The following is a 15,420-nucleotide window of genomic DNA, read 5'->3' as shown; positions in this document are numbered from 1 at the left end:
ACGTGAAATGAAAGAAAAAACGATCATTATTGTCGGTGGCGGGCAAGCGGCGTCAATGGCTGCGGCCTCGCTACGCCAACAAGGATTCACTGGTGAGCTGCACCTGTTTTCCGATGAGCAACATCTTCCTTATGAACGACCACCGCTCTCGAAAACCATGTTACTGGAGGATTCCCCGCACTTGCAGCCCGTGTTACCCGCTATCTGGTGGCAGGAAAACAACGTTCATCTGCATTCTGGCGTAACCATCAAAACATTGGGACGCGACACACGGCAGTTAGTGTTAGCCAACGGCGAAAGCTGGCACTGGGATCAGCTTTTTATAGCAACGGGCGCGGCAGCCCGACCACTGCCGTTACTTGATGCACTGGGAGAACGCTGCTTTACCCTGCGCCATGCCGGTGATGCCGCCAGACTACGGGAAGCACTACAAGCTGAACGGTCAGTAGTGATTGTCGGTGCCGGAACTATTGGTCTGGAACTGGCTGCCAGCGCCACGCAGCGCGGTTGTAAGGTGACAGTGATTGAACTGGCAGCAACCGTCATGGGCCGCAATGCGCCGCCGCCCGTGCAACGCTATCTTTTGCAGCGCCATCAGCAGGCTGGCGTGCGCGTCTTGCTCAACAATGCCATTGAGCATGTGGTCGATGGTGAGAAAGTAGAGCTGACGTTGCAAAGCGGCGAAACGCTTCAGGCCGATGTAGTGATTTACGGTATTGGTATCAGCGCCAACGACCGCCTGGCACGTGAGGCCAACCTTGATACGGTAAATGGTATTGTCATTGACGAGGCTTGCCGCACCAGCGATCCCGCGATCTTTGCCGGTGGCGATGTGGCAATCACTCGTCTTGATAATGGTCTGCTGCACCGCTGCGAAAGCTGGGAAAACGCCAATAACCAGGCGCAAATTGCCGCAGCCGCAATGTTGGGGCTACCGCTTCCGCTACTGCCGCCACCGTGGTTCTGGAGCGATCAGTACAGTGATAACTTACAGTTTATTGGCAATATGCGTGGCGATGACTGGATTTGTCGTGGCAACCCGGAAGCCCAGAAAGCGATTTGGTTTAATCTGCAAAGCGGTGTGCTTATCGGCGCGGTAACGCTGAATCAGGGACGTGAGATTCGCCCAATCCGCAAATGGATCCAGAGCGGTAAAACGTTTGATGCGAAACGGCTGACAGATGAGAACATCGCGCTTAAATCACTGTAACCAGGATAATTAGCGAATATCTCAACGCCTGGGGCGTGGCGAGGTGCAAGAGTGTGTATTACGTTTAAATCACATTATCTTGCAAAGGGATTGGTTATGAACTCACTACGTTATTTTGATTTTGGTGCTGCCCGCCCCGTTTTGTTATTAATTGCCCGTATCGCCGTCATCTTAATTTTCATTATTTTTGGTTTTCCCAAAATGATGGGCTTTGACGGAACGGTACAATATATGGCCTCGCTGGGCGCACCGATGCCGATGCTGGCGGCAGTTATTGCGGTGATTATGGAAGTACCCGCCGCGATATTAATCATACTTGGCTTTTTCACCCGTCCGCTGGCGGTGCTGTTTATTTTCTACACGCTGGGAACGGCGGTGATTGGTCATCATTACTGGGATATGACTGGCGATGCGGTTGGGCCAAATATGATTAATTTCTGGAAGAATATCAGCATTGCTGGCGCATTCCTGCTGCTGGCAATTACCGGGCCGGGGGCAATTTCTCTCGATCGGCGTTAGGAAAGATGCCGGATGCGGCGTGAACGCCTTATCCGGCATTTTATAAATTACAGCCACTCTACCCGCAACGACATCTCAGAGGTTGTTGATTCCCCCGGCGCAAGCGCAATGAGGTCACCACCTTCCGGGCGATGATGGTCATCCGGCGCATGGCTCATCGGCTCCAGACAGAAGAAATCAAACACATACCCTTTATCAAACGCGGGATCGGAGACAAAGATGAAATAGCACGGCGCAGGCGGCGTCGTTTCCATGATGACGGCGTAACCCTCCTGCGGCTGCTCGATGCGGGCCTGACCATTCCATCCGGCAAAACCATTGTTCACCCACTGGCGCGGCAATGGCGCGAGCTGGTTGAAATCCAGTTCCTGCGGTAGCTGCTCGCAAAACTCACCCGCCAGCCACTGCTCCCGCTCCAGCCAGTAACCATTCGCCTGTGCCTGAATCCGCGTTTGCGGCGACAACGGAAAATAAGGATGCCAGCCGGTACCAAATGGCAGCGTCTCTGCCCCTTGATTGGTGACAGCGAGCGTCACCGTCAGCGTATCCGCCGTTAAATGAAACGCCTGACTTACCCGATAGTGATAGACACCGCTGCGATGTTCATACACCAGACACAAACTATCATCGCTGTGCGAGACACATTGCCACTCGCCCAACCAGCCATCGCCGTGTAGATAGTGCGCATCCCACTCAACATTCGGTTGCAGTTGATACTCACGCCCCTGCCAGACAAAACGGTTGCCGCTCACCCGGTTTGCAAATGGCACCAGCGGAAAACAAGAGGCATCGGTTGCCACTCCGCTTTTTTTACCAGGACGTAGCAGCGGCGTCGTATCGCGCCAGAAGCCTTCGATTACGCCGCCCTGGTCAGAAACGTCCAGCTTTAGCGGTCCGTGAGATAAGGTATAGATGGTCATCCGCTAACTCCTTAATCCGGGAAGTTAATCACAACTTTCCCGCATTTGCCGCTCGCCATCAGCGCATAGGCATCACCTGCCTGTTCCAGCGTGAAGCGATGGGTAATGGCGTTACGCGGCCACAGTTTCCAGTCAGTCAAATCGTGGGCGCATTTTTCCATATGGAACAGACTGGTCACCCAGGAGCCGATAATCCGCCGTTGATGGTGCATCAGATCGGCGCTAACCTCGAACTCCACTTTTCCGGTTTCTCCGATGTAAACCACCCGTCCCCAGTCAGCAGTGGATTGCAGTGCCAGCAAGCGACCTGCAGCATTACCGGAACAATCGAGCGCAACATCCGCGCCACCGTGGGTAAGTTCGGCGATTATCTGCGGCAGACCTTCGGTGGTCGCTAAATACCCGTGATCCATCACTCCTAACTGTTTTGCCATCGCCAGACGTTCCGGCAGCATATCAACGCCGATGATCCGTTTTGCACCGCGACCTTTCGCCAGCATCATCGCCATCATGCCGACCGGTCCCAGACCGACCACCAGCACGTTATCGCTGCCGGAAACTTCGCCGCGCAAAATCCCTTCATAGGCCGTGCCAACGCCGCAACTGATAAACGCACCATCTTCGTAGCTCAGCGCATCCGGCAGGAGGATCAGATCTTTTTCTTCCGCCAGCAGATATTCGGCATGACCGCCGTCACGCTGCCAGCCGTAAGCCGCTTTTCCTTTGCCTGTACAAGAGATAGGAAAGCCGCGGCGGCAGTTCGGGCAAAAACCACAGCCAGAAATGTGATACACCAGCACGCGATCACCCTCTTTAAAATGGCGACAGCCTTGCCCCATCGCCACAATTTGCCCGCACGGCTCATGACCGTTGATAAAGCCCTGGTATAACGGTTTATCGGGCGCGCCGCCGTGGCGCGGTGTTGATGGTAGATATAGTGGACATCGCTTCCGCAAATCCCGGAGGATTTCATTTTGATCAGCACCTGGTTAATCCCCGGCGTCGGCACCGCAACTTCCCGCAGATCGACGGTCGAATTTCCTGGTAAATAAGCTGCCAGCATCGTTTTCATAAATCCCTCATTAACAATACGATTAATTTTCATCCCTGCCGCACCCGCGCCAGGGGCGTTAAGGTTTAGCGTTTCGCTTTACTGCTTCGCTGGGTCAGCAAGATATTCGCCAGGACTGCCACCACGATGATGACGCCGCGTACCACCTGCTGGAAAAAGGAGTTAATCCCGAGCAATACCAGACCGTTACCGATTAGCGTAATCACCAGCACACCAAGCAATGTACCGAACAGGGAACCGCGACCGCCGGAAAGTGCCGTACCGCCGACCACGACCGCGGCGATGACGTCAAACTCCAGACCGTTTGCCGCACCTGCGTTACCAGAACCGAGGCGCGCCGCCAGCAAAATGCCAGTCACCGCCGCTAATAATCCCGAAAGGGTAAAGATAAGAATGCGCACCCGACGAACGTTGATGCCGCACAACTGCGCCGCCGTAGCATTACCGCCAACGGCAAAAACCGAGCGCCCGAAAGCGGTTTTACGACTGATGAACACAAAAAGCGCAAACAACACCATCATGATCAGCGCGGATACCGGCACTCCGAGAAATTGTCCACCCAGCCAGTCCAGTACCTCGTTTTCGTCAATCGGCACTGGCAGGGCGTTAGTCATAAACAGCCCCATTCCGCGCAGGGCGCTCCACAGCCCCAGCGTGGCAACGAAACTTGGTACGTTAAACACACCGCGCAGCACCCCGGCCAGCGTTCCCATCAGCGCGCCTAACAGCAACACCAGCAGACAAGCAATCGCCAGCGAAACTTCAAATTGCAGCAAAAATGCCAGGCACACCGAGACAAAAGCCACCATCGGCCCAACGCTGACATCAATTTCCCCGGAGATAATAATCAGCGTCATCGCCCAGGCGGCGATCCCGATGGTGGCGGCATCGCGCAGCACGTTCATTTGGTTATTCAATGAGATAAAGCCAGGCGCGTTCAGGGAGAAGACCAGATACAAAATGGCAATCACCACCAGCAAACCGATCTCATTAATATGGCGACTGACAAATTGTTTGAGCGAGACGCTCTTGCCCTGCGGCAATGGTAATGACGAAGCAGACATCTTCAGGTTCCTCGGTAAAATTCATCAGTGCACAGACAGAATGGCGGACATCAGCTCATCCACATTGACCGGAGAGTGAAACTCCTGCGAGAACGTACCGTGCTGTAACAACAGAATGCGGTCGCACACCAGCGGTAACTCCTCCACTTCACTGGAGATAAACACCACGCTTTTTCCTTCGGCAGCCAGCTCGCGGGCAATACGGTAAATCTGCTGTTTGGCTTCGATATCGACGCCGCGCGTTGGCTCGTCGAGCAACAAAATCTGGCTGGCGGCATAGACCCAACGACCGATCACCACTTTTTGCTGATTGCCGCCAGAAAGCGTGCCGATGGGTGTTTCGCTACTGGCAGCCTTGACCGTCATCCGCTGCATCACCTCTTCGGTCAGGCGGCGGATGGTGGACCATTGCAGTACGCCGTTGGTGCTGATTTTTTGCCGATTGGTCAGCACTGTATTTTCGTCAACGCCCAGCCAGGGAATGATCCCCGCTTCTTTGCGGTTTTCTGGCGTATAGCCAATGCCGCGTTTCAGCATGTCGCCGTAATCAGGGCGCGTGATTTTCTCGCCGTTAATAACAATTTCGCCCTGTTCATACGCTTCCAGCCCAACTATCGCTTTCAGCAATTCACTGCGCCCTGCCCCCAGCAGGCCAGCAATGCCGAGCACTTCGCCACGACGCAGGGAAAAACTGATCTCTGTAAGTTTTGGTCTGTGGCGTAACGCGCGAACTTCCAGTACGGTCTGGTCCGCAATCTCCTGAGCTGCAACCGGTGCAATATCAACGTGATCGCGCCCGAGCATCAACGACACAATATGGCGAGTTGAGGTGTTTTCGAGCATCACATCGCCCGCCACCTGCCCGTCGCGCATGACGGTGGCACAGGAAGCGATACGGCGGATTTCCTCCATCCTGTGGCTGACGTAAATCACCGCCACGCCCAGTGCCGACATTTTTTTTCACGGCGCTGATCACCAGTTCAACTTCCGCACTGGCAAGCGAGCTGGTGGGTTCATCAAGGATGACCACGCGCGGCTCGCCCTTCATCACCCGCGCAATTTCCACCAGTTGCTTTTGCGCCGGGCTTAGCGTTGAAACAAGTTGTTCAGGGCTAACGTCAACGCCCAGCGCCTGTAAGCAACGTTGGGCATCCTGCGCCATTTGCGGGTAATCAATCATGCCGTTGCGGCGAGGCCATTGACCAAGGCAGAGGTTTTCTGCCACCGTCAGTCCTTCCACCAGACTTAATTCCTGATAAACCGCGCGTACCCCCAGTTCAGCGGCACGGCGAGTCAGCGTAGCTTCGTCACCTTCCAGTCGCGTCTCGCCAATCCAGATATCACCGCTATCCGGGCGTTCGCTACCGGTAAGCATTCGAATGAGGGTCGATTTTCCCGCACCGTTTTTGCCTAACAGCGCGCGAACTTCGCCTTTATTGAGCGTGAAGTTAACGTTATCCAGCGCAACGACGCCGGGGTAACGCTTATTTCCTGCCACCACTTTTGCTACCGGGACTGCCTCTGTTGCCGTGAACATAGGGACCTCTGCGAATCAGCTATTAGGGCAGACCATCAACGTGCGTTGCCAGCCACTGTTTACCGTCTTCAGTTTTGGTATAGAGATCGATTGGCACCTGAATCACTTTTTCACCGTCGGCTTGTTTATTGATAACCTTCAATGTTTGCGCGAAAACAGCATTGCCCATTTTCTTACCGGAAATATCCACTACCGCTTTCAGCACCTGGTTGTTTTCCAGCTCCTGAGCAATTTCAGTGGTCATGTCCGAACCGAAAACGGCAATTTTTCCGGCCTGATTTTGATTGCGTACCGCTTTTACCGCACCAAGTGTCGCTCCGCCCGATTCCCCCATAATGGCGTTGAGATCTGGCGTGGAGATAATCAGTTTTTCACCGACAGAAATCGCTTTATCTAAAACAGTCCCTTCCTGATTAGCGACAATTTGCGCGCCGGGAACGCGGGCTTTTAATACTTCTTCAAACCCTTTACGTCGTTGCACACAAACTTCAAAGGCTTCACAATTGATGACGGCAATTTTCGGCTGGTCAATTTTGTTGGCAATAAAATAATCGGCGGCAGCGTTACCCAGTTTTTTACCAAATTCCAGCGGATCGCCGACCAGATACGCCGAGACATATTTATCGACACCCTTTTGATTAATACAGGTGTTGTAGCAAATCACCGGAATACCCGCTTCACTGGCGCGACGAACGGTACGGCTACTGCCATTTTCAGACACTGCCGATAAAATAATGGCATCGACATTACGCGCCACGAGGGTATCTACAAAAGTACTTTCTTTCGAAATATCGCCCTGGGCGTTAGTTTCAATTAACTGTACCTGTACTGAGGAATCTTTTGCCGCATCCTGAACGCCCTGACGCACGCCAGCGTAATATCCCTGGGTATCAAGGTATATTGCGCCAATGGTCATTTCTTTATCCGCAGCGTTGGCAAATAGTGCGCTACCTAATAGCGTAGCCATTAATAATAGATTACGGGTTGTTCTCATTCTTTTAGGCATAGTGCCTCCTGTAGGTTTTTTATTTACAACGGCTTATTTTAATTATTTGAGCGTGAGCGGCAGCGCGTGCCGCTCAAATATTACAGTTAATAGGGTTTAGTGAACGTAGCTAAAAATAAAAGGCATCACGGTGGTGAATAATGCCGCTTTCGGCCAGGCCGGATTAATCGCAGTCAATTCAGCGCGAGCAGATTCATATTGCGCAATCTCGCCTAGTCCCGCGGCCGCCAGCATCGCCACCATCAGGCATTTTTCTTTATGCTGCTGTTGTAAATCGCCATACAGCGACAACAAGTCAGGTTGCGAGACGGCAAAGAAATCCGCTTCGATACTGGTTTTCGCCATCTCTTGCGCCCACAGTTTCATTTCACTAAACAGTTGCTGTGCGGTTTGTTGTTCGCCCAGCAGTCGCAGCGCCATTCCTTGCCAGAAGAGATAATCAACCGGCTGATCGTTGTAATAACTGTGGATGTTAATGGTACGATCGCCGGTCGCCGCCAGACGTAAACAACGCGTCGCTTCAGTTTCATCGCCCTGAGCTTTGGCACATATCGCCTGCCAGAACCAGATGTCGTTGTCAGTTTGCCCCGGTAAACGGCCTTCGCTTAAATTCTCCGGATAATGCAGCGCGGCATGAAGCAGTTCGCTGGCCTGCTGCGGCTCTCTGGCATCAAGATGCTGCCAGGCGCGTAACAATTGGTTAAGGATAAACTGACTGGTGACCTTCCCTTCCCCGCCTTCCCACGGGTGGAATTTGCGCGTAGCGAGAATGTCCGCCGCTTTGTCGGCCTGACCTGTGAGATGCCACAAATTGAGCAGTTCTGCGGTCATATCGTCGCGTTTCAGCGCAATTTCCAGATTATTTTCCAGACGCGCCAGTCGTTTCTCCGGTGTGGCTCCGCTTAACTTATCCAGCAAATCCCGTTCGAAAAGCAGACGTGCATCCTGCGGCGCAAGCTGATAAGCATTATCAAGATAGCGCGCGGCCAGCTCATAATCGTGTTGCTTATTCCACGCATGGATCGCCAACCCGCGCCAGCCGTCGGCAAACTCCGGTGACATCTCTACGCAACGCTGCCATAAAGTAATGGCTTTGTTGTAGCTACGCTTGTTGTAGTAGAAGCAGGCCAGTAAATGACGGGCAAACCAGCACTCTTCAATACTCTCCAGCGCCGCCACTTCTTCCAGCGTATTCGGGAAACGGACAAACTGCGGGAAGACATCAATGGCTTTTGCGACCAGTTCGCCGCGTTCGGCTTTCGGCAGCAAGCTGGCTTGCAGGTAAAGTGGCAGCGTGCGCTGACAGTCCAGTGCGTTCAGCATCTCTGCAGCCAGGGCGGGCATGCCCCAGTTAATCAGTTGCCCGGCGGTCATCAGGGCGTTAACGTCGCGTCCCTGACACAGACCGCGCCACTGCGCGAGGCTGATTCGCTACGACCATCGAACCAGTTCAGCCACCACAGAGTGGCGTTCAGCGGATAATCACGCAGCAGTTTCTCGCGCTGCAAACGCGCGTTGTCCTGACGACCACTTAACACCAGCAGCAGGTTATACAGGCAAAGCACTTCCTGATTGGTTGGGCAGGCGCGAAGACTTTGTTGGCAAAAATCCAGACCCGCGTCGAAGTTACCATTACGCGCAGCCAGGCGTGCCAGACCATAATAGCCACCCGCTTTGCTGTTCCCGCTCCAGACCGCGCGCCAGAAATCCTCTTCGGCTTGTTGATATTGTCCCTGACGTTCGTAAGCACTGGCGCGAATCAAACTTGCCTGTCCGCACTGCGGGTTTTTGTTCAGCGCATGTGCGCGTTTCAGCGCCTGGCTGGCATACGCCACCGCTTGCGGGAAATCGGCGCGGTTATATTCCAGCATCGCCAGCGCCAGGTTGCAGCGATAATCCAGCGGGTCCAGCGCCACGCCGCGCAGGTAGTAATCGAACGGTGAACGACTGGCGTGATGATATTGCTCCAGATGCTGACCGATAAACCAGGCTTCATCTGTACTGGCAATGTCTTGTGCTGCCAGTGGCACTTTGGCGACGTCCGGCAACGGCAACTTCTGCGGCTGATGTTCCTGATAACTCAGTACAATATTGCCGTCGGCATCGGAGAGTTCAATGGTCAGTCTGTCAGGATTGATACCGTGCAACACGCCCTGGATGGCGGTCGCTGGTGTCAGGGCCACGGCATCATCGAGCAACGCGTTGCATTTGCCAATTTCGCGGATCGCCAGACGGTATCCTTTCAACGGGGAGATGGCATACAGCCCCCACTCAATCCCCCGCTCGCTACGCTGGAGTTTTATCACCGCATCGCGGGAGGCATTTTGCACCATGCCCAGAGAATGATAAGGCAGGAAATACTGCTCGAAACGCTTCTCTTCGTAAGCATCAAGCCAGGTAAAATCGGGCTGGTTATCGGCAAAAATACCGGTCATCAGTTCGATATACGGGCCGTTATTGTCGGTCAGACTCTTATCCCACGCCTGGCCAAATTCACTGTGTCCCCAGCTCCACTGTTTTTTACCTGGCGCAATATGGTGGTTGGCAACGTGCAGCAAACCGCCATCTTCATCGTGACACCACGCACCGACAAAATCGTACTGCGATTTTTCGGCCATATATGAGGTTGGAACAGGCACATTTTTATAGCGAGAAATGTCCACTCCGGCGGAGTAGTCCACTTTATAATAAGTGCCAGTAGCGATAGGGAAAGCTGAAACAGCCCGTTTGCCGTGATCAAACACCGCAGTCACATCCGGCGGGAAAACGCTCTGATGCCCTTCACCACCTTTCACTGCCGGGTTGGCCCACCACAAGAAATGACGCGGCGTGGCGTTGCCGTTATAGACGCGGCTGGCGATTTCCAGCGCCGCCCGGTCAGGGCGCAGGGTGAAACCTGTCATCACCTGTAAACCATGCATCGGCTCCGTTTCGCCGACCCACACCGTCTGTGCGCCGTCGTCATGGGCTTCGAGGGTGAAATCAACGGGCATAAAGGTGGTCGGGCGATGGTGTTGTGGCCAGTTAAACTCAATCCCGCCCGAAATCCACGGCCCCAGCAGCCCCACCAGCGCCGGTTTAATGACTTCATTGTGATAGACAAAATCGCGCTGTTTCACTTTATCCCATGCGCGATGCACGCGACCGCCCAGCTCCGGCAGGATCATCACTTTGATGTAGTCGTTTTCCAGCCACACCGCCTGCCAGGATTTCAGGGTTTTCTGCTCGCTCAGCGTATCGGTCACGCCATAGGGATAAACCGCGCCGGACGATCCCTGATAAACGCGATTTTCCAGGAACATGGGATGTATATCCTGCGGACCGGTTTCATAGGTCGGGATCTCAACGCGCTCTTGCCACACTTTTACTGGAGTCATGGTGCCCTCAATATTAACAAGACATACTGAATTAAAAGATTTGTGGCAGTGTATTGAACAATCTGGCAATGTTTTCGCGGAATAATCACGCAATTAACTAAACAAGGTTTAGTGAAGATGAGAGCCTGCATTAACAATCAACAGATCCGCCACCATAACAAATGCGTGATTCTGGAACTGCTGTACCGGCAAAAGCGCGCCAACAAGTCGACGCTGGCCCGGCTGGCGCAAATTTCAATTCCGGCGGTCAGTAATATTTTGCAGGAACTGGAAAACGAAAAGCGGGTGGTGAATATCGACGATGAAAGCCAGACGCGTGGGCATAGCAGCGGCACATGGCTGATTGCGCCGGAAGGTGACTGGACGCTATGCCTGAACGTGACGCCCACCAGCATTGAGTGCCAGGTCGCTAACGCTTGTTTAAGTCCGAAAGGCGAATTTGAATATTTTCAGATTGATGCACCGACACCGCAGGCACTGCTGTCCGAAATCGAAAAATGCTGGCATCGTCATCGCAAACTGTGGCCGGACCGTACCATCAACCTGGCGCTGGCAATTCACGGTCAGGTTGATCCGGTAACTGGTGTATCGCAAACCATGCCGCAAGCACCGTGGACCACGCCAGTTGAGGTGAAGTATCTGCTGGAAGAGAAGCTGGGCATTCGGGTGATGGTCGATAATGACTGCGTGATGCTGGCGCTGGCGGAGAAATGGCAAAATAATTCGCAGGGACGGGATTTCTGCGTGATCAACGTTGATTACGGCATTGGCTCGTCGTTCGTGATTAACGAGCAAATTTATCGCGGTAGTTTGTATGGTAGCGGGCAGATTGGTCACACCATTGTTAATCCGGATGGCGTCGCCTGCGACTGTGGACGTTATGGCTGCCTGGAAACCGTCGCCTCGTTAAGCGCATTAAAAAAACAGGCGCGAGTATGGCTAAAATCACAACCTGGCAATACTCAACTTGATCCAGAAAAACTGACTACAGCGCAATTAATCGCTGCCTGGAAGAGTGGAGAACCGTGGATCACCAGTTGGGTTGACCGCAGTGCCAACGCCATTGGTTTGAGTCTGTATAACTTCCTCAACATCCTCAATATTAATCAGATTTGGCTGTACGGTCGCAGTTGTGCCTTTGGTGAGAACTGGCTTAATACTATTATTCGCCAGACAGGATTTAACCCGTTCGACCGCGACGAAGGACCGAGCGTGAAAGCGACGCAAATTGGCTTCGGGCAATTAAGCCGCGCACAACAGGTGCTGGGGATTGGCTATTTGTATGTTGAGGCGCAATTACGACAGATTTGACGGCGCGATAACGTAACAAGGCTTCCCGAAGGAAGCCTTGATGATCACAAACGTAAGATTGCCTGATGCGCTACGCTTATCAGGCCTACACGAAGATTGCAATATATTGAATTTGCAAGAATTTGTAGGCCGGACAAGGCGTTCACGCCGCATCCGGCATGAACAACGAGCACATTGTCAGCAAATCACCGTTTCGCTTACGCGTAAACCGGGTAACGTGCGCAGATGTCGAGAACTTTACCTTTGATGCGCTCGATAACCGCTTCATCATTGATGCTGTCCAGCACGTCACACATCCAGCCAGCCAGTTCTTTCGCTTCGGCTTCTTTAAAGCCGCGACGGGTAATCGCCGGAGTACCTACACGAATACCGGAGGTCACAAACGGGCTCTTCGGATCGTTCGGTACGCTGTTTTTGTTCACGGTGATATTAGCACGGCCCAGAGCGGCGTCTGCTTCTTTACCGGTCAGGTTTTTATCAACCAGATCAACCAGGAACAGGTGGTTATCAGTACCGCCGGAAACCACTTTGTAGCCGCGCTCCAGGAACACTTCTACCATCGCTTTAGCGTTTTTCGCGACCTGCTGCTGGTAAATTTTGAACTCAGGCTCCATCGCTTCTTTCAGAGCAACCGCTTTACCAGCGATTACGTGCATCAACGGACCGCCCTGACCACCAGGGAAAACGGCAGAGTTCAGTTTTTTGTACAGTTCTTCGCTACCGCCTTTCGCCAGGATCAGGCCGCCGCGCGGACCCGCCAGGGTTTTGTGAGTAGTGGTAGTCACTACGTGAGCATGAGGAACCGGGTTCGGGTAGACGCCAGCAGCAACCAGGCCCGCAACGTGCGCCATATCAACGAACAGGTAAGCACCGATGCTGTCAGCGATTTCACGCATTTTCGCCCAGTCCACCACGCCGGAATATGCAGAGAAGCCACCGATAATCATTTTCGGTTTGTGTTCTTTGGCTTGTTTTTCCAGATCTGCGTAGTCGATATGGCCAGTTGCATCGATACCGTAAGGAACGATGTTGTACAGTTTACCGGAGAAGTTAACCGGAGAACCGTGAGTCAGGTGACCGCCATGCGCCAGGTTCATACCCAGAACGGTATCACCTGGTTCCAGCAGCGCGGTGTAGACCGCAAAGTTAGCCTGGGAGCCGGAGTGCGGCTGAACGTTAGCGTAATCAGCGCCGAACAGCTCTTTCGCACGATCGATCGCCAGTTGTTCAACGATATCAACATACTCGCAACCGCCGTAGTAGCGCTTGCCCGGATAACCTTCAGCATATTTATTGGTCAGCTGAGAACCCTGCGCCTGCATTACGCGCGGGCTGGTGTAGTTTTCGGAGGCGATCAGTTCGATGTGCTCTTCCTGACGTACTTTTTCCTGCTCCATAGCCTGCCACAGTTCGGCATCATAATCGGCAATGTTCATTTCACGCTTTAACATCCGCATCTCCTGACTCAGCTAACAATAAAATTTTTTCGCCTAATTTTGGCGGTCCTGATGGACAACGGCGAACAGTATAACCGAATCATTGTGCGATAACAGGTCTTGACAAAGGAATTTACGCAAACGATTACCTTCAAGCTATGCAAGGCTTTGGAGAATAAAGGGCCTGCAACCGGAAACGGATTTCTTTTCAGGTTTGTGATGCAAATTTTTCACTTCATCACATTCTTGATGAAAAACACCAAAAGAACCATTTACAGTGCAGGGCTATTTTTTATAAGATGCATTTGAGATACATCAATTAAGATGCAAAAAAAGGAAGACCATATGCTTGACGCTCAAACCATCGCTACAGTAAAAGCCACCATCCCTTTACTGGTGGAAACAGGGCCAAAGTTAACCGCCCATTTCTACGACCGTATGTTTACTCATAACCCAGAACTCAAAGAAATTTTTAACATGAGTAACCAGCGTAATGGCGATCAACGTGAAGCCCTGTTTAACGCTATTGCCGCCTACGCCAGTAATATTGAAAACCTGCCTGCGCTGCTGCCAGCGGTAGAAAAAATCGCGCAGAAGCACACCAGTTTCCAGATCAAACCGGAACAATACAACATCGTCGGCGAACACCTGTTGGCGACGCTGGACGAAATGTTCAGCCCGGGCCAGGAAGTGCTGGACGCGTGGGGTAAAGCCTATGGCGTACTGGCTAATGTATTTATCAATCGCGAGGCGGAAATCTATAACGAAAACGCCAGCAAAGCCGGTGGCTGGGAAGGTACTCGCGATTTCCGCATTGTGGCTAAAACACCGCGCAGCGCACTGATCACCAGCTTCGAACTGGAGCCGGTCGACGGTGGCGCAGTGGCAGAATACCGTCCGGGACAATATCTCGGCGTCTGGCTGAAACCAGAAGGTTTCCCGCATCAGGAAATTCGTCAGTACTCTTTGACTCGTAAACCTGATGGCAAAGGCTATCGTATTGCGGTGAAACGCGAAGATGGCGGGCAGGTATCCAACTGGCTGCACAATCACGCCAACGTTGGCGATGTCGTGAAGCTGGTAGCTCCGGCGGGTGATTTCTTTATGGATGTGACAGATGACACGCCGGTAACACTGATCTCTGCGGGTGTAGGGCAAACGCCAATGCTGGCAATGCTCGATACGCTGGCAAAAGCAGGCCATAACGCCCAGGTAAACTGGTTCCACGCGGCAGAAAATGGCGATGTTCACGCCTTTGCTGATGAAGTTAAGGAACTGGGGCAAGCACTACCGCGCTTTACCGCGCATACCTGGTATCGCCAGCCGAGCGAAGCCGATCGCGCTAAAGGTCAGTTTGATAGCGAAGGTCTGATGGATTTGAGCAAACTGGAAGGTGCGTTCAGCGATCCGGCCATGCAGTTCTATCTCTGCGGTCCGGTTGGCTTCATGCAGTTTGCCGCGAAACAGTTAGTGGACCTGGGCGTGAAGCAGGAAAACATTCATTACGAATGCTTTGGCCCGCATAAAGTGCTGTGATTTGATGTTGCCGGATGGAGACATCCGGCAACCCTGACGCGGTTTAAATCGCCGCGTCGTCCTCTTCGCCGGTACGGATACGAATGACCCGTGCCACGTCGAAGACGAAGATTTTACCGTCACCGATTTTGCCGGTTTGCGCCGTACGAATAATCGTGTCTACGCAGATATCGACAATGTCGTCCGGCACGACGATCTCAATTTTCACCTTCGGCAGAAAATCCACCATATATTCCGCACCGCGATACAGCTCAGTGTGGCCTTTCTGGCGGCCAAAGCCTTTCACTTCGGTCACGGTCATGCCGGTAATACCGACTTCGGCCAGTGCTTCACGGACATCGTCCAGCTTGAAGGGTTTAATAATCGCATCAATCTTTTTCATGCTATTCCTTGAAAAGGTCGCCTGTCTTTTGATCTGCTAAACGTAACACA

The 15,420-nt window shown here is 52.9% G+C and carries 9 protein-coding genes and 3 pseudogenes; 4 read left to right on the top strand and 8 right to left on the bottom strand.

Annotation, left to right across the window (positions count from 1 at the left end; genetic code table 11):
* Nucleotides 1-7: 7 nt before the first annotated feature.
* Both hcaD and CRI63_RS15395 read left to right on the top strand, forming a co-directional pair.
* Nucleotides 8-1,210: a phenylpropionate dioxygenase ferredoxin reductase subunit gene (gene hcaD / locus CRI63_RS15400; RefSeq protein ID WP_135520022.1), complete on the top strand. Its 1,203-nt coding sequence runs from the start codon at nt 8-10 to the stop codon at nt 1,208-1,210.
* A gap of 96 nt (nt 1,211-1,306) precedes the next feature.
* Nucleotides 1,307-1,729, top strand: a complete 423-nt coding sequence (locus CRI63_RS15395) for a DoxX family protein (RefSeq protein WP_001087245.1) — start codon at nt 1,307-1,309, stop codon at nt 1,727-1,729.
* Between the two features lie 47 nt (nt 1,730-1,776).
* Here CRI63_RS15395 and CRI63_RS15390 read toward each other — a convergent pair whose 3' ends face one another.
* The 6 genes and pseudogenes from CRI63_RS15390 to CRI63_RS15365 all read right to left on the bottom strand — a co-directional run bounded on the left by CRI63_RS15390 (nt 1,777) and on the right by CRI63_RS15365 (nt 10,705).
* Nucleotides 1,777-2,649: an aldose 1-epimerase gene (locus CRI63_RS15390; protein WP_135520021.1), complete on the bottom strand. Its 873-nt coding sequence runs from the start codon at nt 2,647-2,649 to the stop codon at nt 1,777-1,779.
* An 11-nt stretch (nt 2,650-2,660) separates the two neighbouring features.
* Nucleotides 2,661-3,754: pseudogene (locus tag CRI63_RS15385) on the bottom strand (zinc-binding dehydrogenase).
* 32 nt (nt 3,755-3,786) lie between these two features.
* A complete protein-coding gene (locus CRI63_RS15380; RefSeq protein WP_135520020.1) occupies nt 3,787-4,785 on the bottom strand; it encodes an ABC transporter permease in 999 nt (332 codons plus the stop codon).
* Between the two features lie 24 nt (nt 4,786-4,809).
* Nucleotides 4,810-6,322, bottom strand: a pseudogene (locus CRI63_RS15375) (sugar ABC transporter ATP-binding protein).
* Between the two features lie 22 nt (nt 6,323-6,344).
* Complete coding sequence (locus CRI63_RS15370; protein WP_135407566.1) at nt 6,345-7,328, bottom strand: substrate-binding domain-containing protein; 984 nt, start codon at nt 7,326-7,328, stop codon at nt 6,345-6,347.
* A gap of 96 nt (nt 7,329-7,424) precedes the next feature.
* Nucleotides 7,425-10,705, bottom strand: a pseudogene (locus tag CRI63_RS15365) (DUF5107 domain-containing protein).
* Nucleotides 10,706-10,822: 117 nt separating this feature from the next.
* On the opposite strand from CRI63_RS15365, the gene CRI63_RS15360 reads away from it, so the two are divergent.
* Nucleotides 10,823-12,016, top strand: a complete 1,194-nt coding sequence (locus CRI63_RS15360) for an ROK family protein (protein WP_135520019.1) — start codon at nt 10,823-10,825, stop codon at nt 12,014-12,016.
* 197 nt (nt 12,017-12,213) lie between these two features.
* On the opposite strand, the gene glyA is transcribed toward CRI63_RS15360, so the two are convergent.
* Entirely contained in the window at nt 12,214-13,467 is a 1,254-nt protein-coding gene (gene glyA, locus CRI63_RS15355; protein ID WP_000919151.1) for a serine hydroxymethyltransferase, read from the bottom strand.
* Nucleotides 13,468-13,797: 330 nt separating this feature from the next.
* On the opposite strand from glyA, the gene hmpA reads away from it, so the two are divergent.
* Complete coding sequence (hmpA, locus tag CRI63_RS15350; protein ID WP_130214657.1) at nt 13,798-14,988, top strand: NO-inducible flavohemoprotein; 1,191 nt, start codon at nt 13,798-13,800, stop codon at nt 14,986-14,988.
* A gap of 43 nt (nt 14,989-15,031) precedes the next feature.
* On the opposite strand, the gene glnB is transcribed toward hmpA, so the two are convergent.
* On the bottom strand, nt 15,032-15,370 hold the full coding sequence (gene glnB / locus CRI63_RS15345) for a nitrogen regulatory protein P-II (protein ID WP_000717691.1): 339 nt from the start codon (nt 15,368-15,370) through the stop codon (nt 15,032-15,034).
* Nucleotides 15,371-15,420: the final 50 nt, after the last annotated feature.

It is taken from the genome of Escherichia sp. E2661, from assembly GCF_004745185.1.
Classification (GTDB): domain Bacteria; phylum Pseudomonadota; class Gammaproteobacteria; order Enterobacterales; family Enterobacteriaceae; genus Escherichia.
The sequence above is the reverse complement of the archived record's forward strand: the minus strand, read 5'-3'. Positions and strand labels throughout refer to the sequence as shown.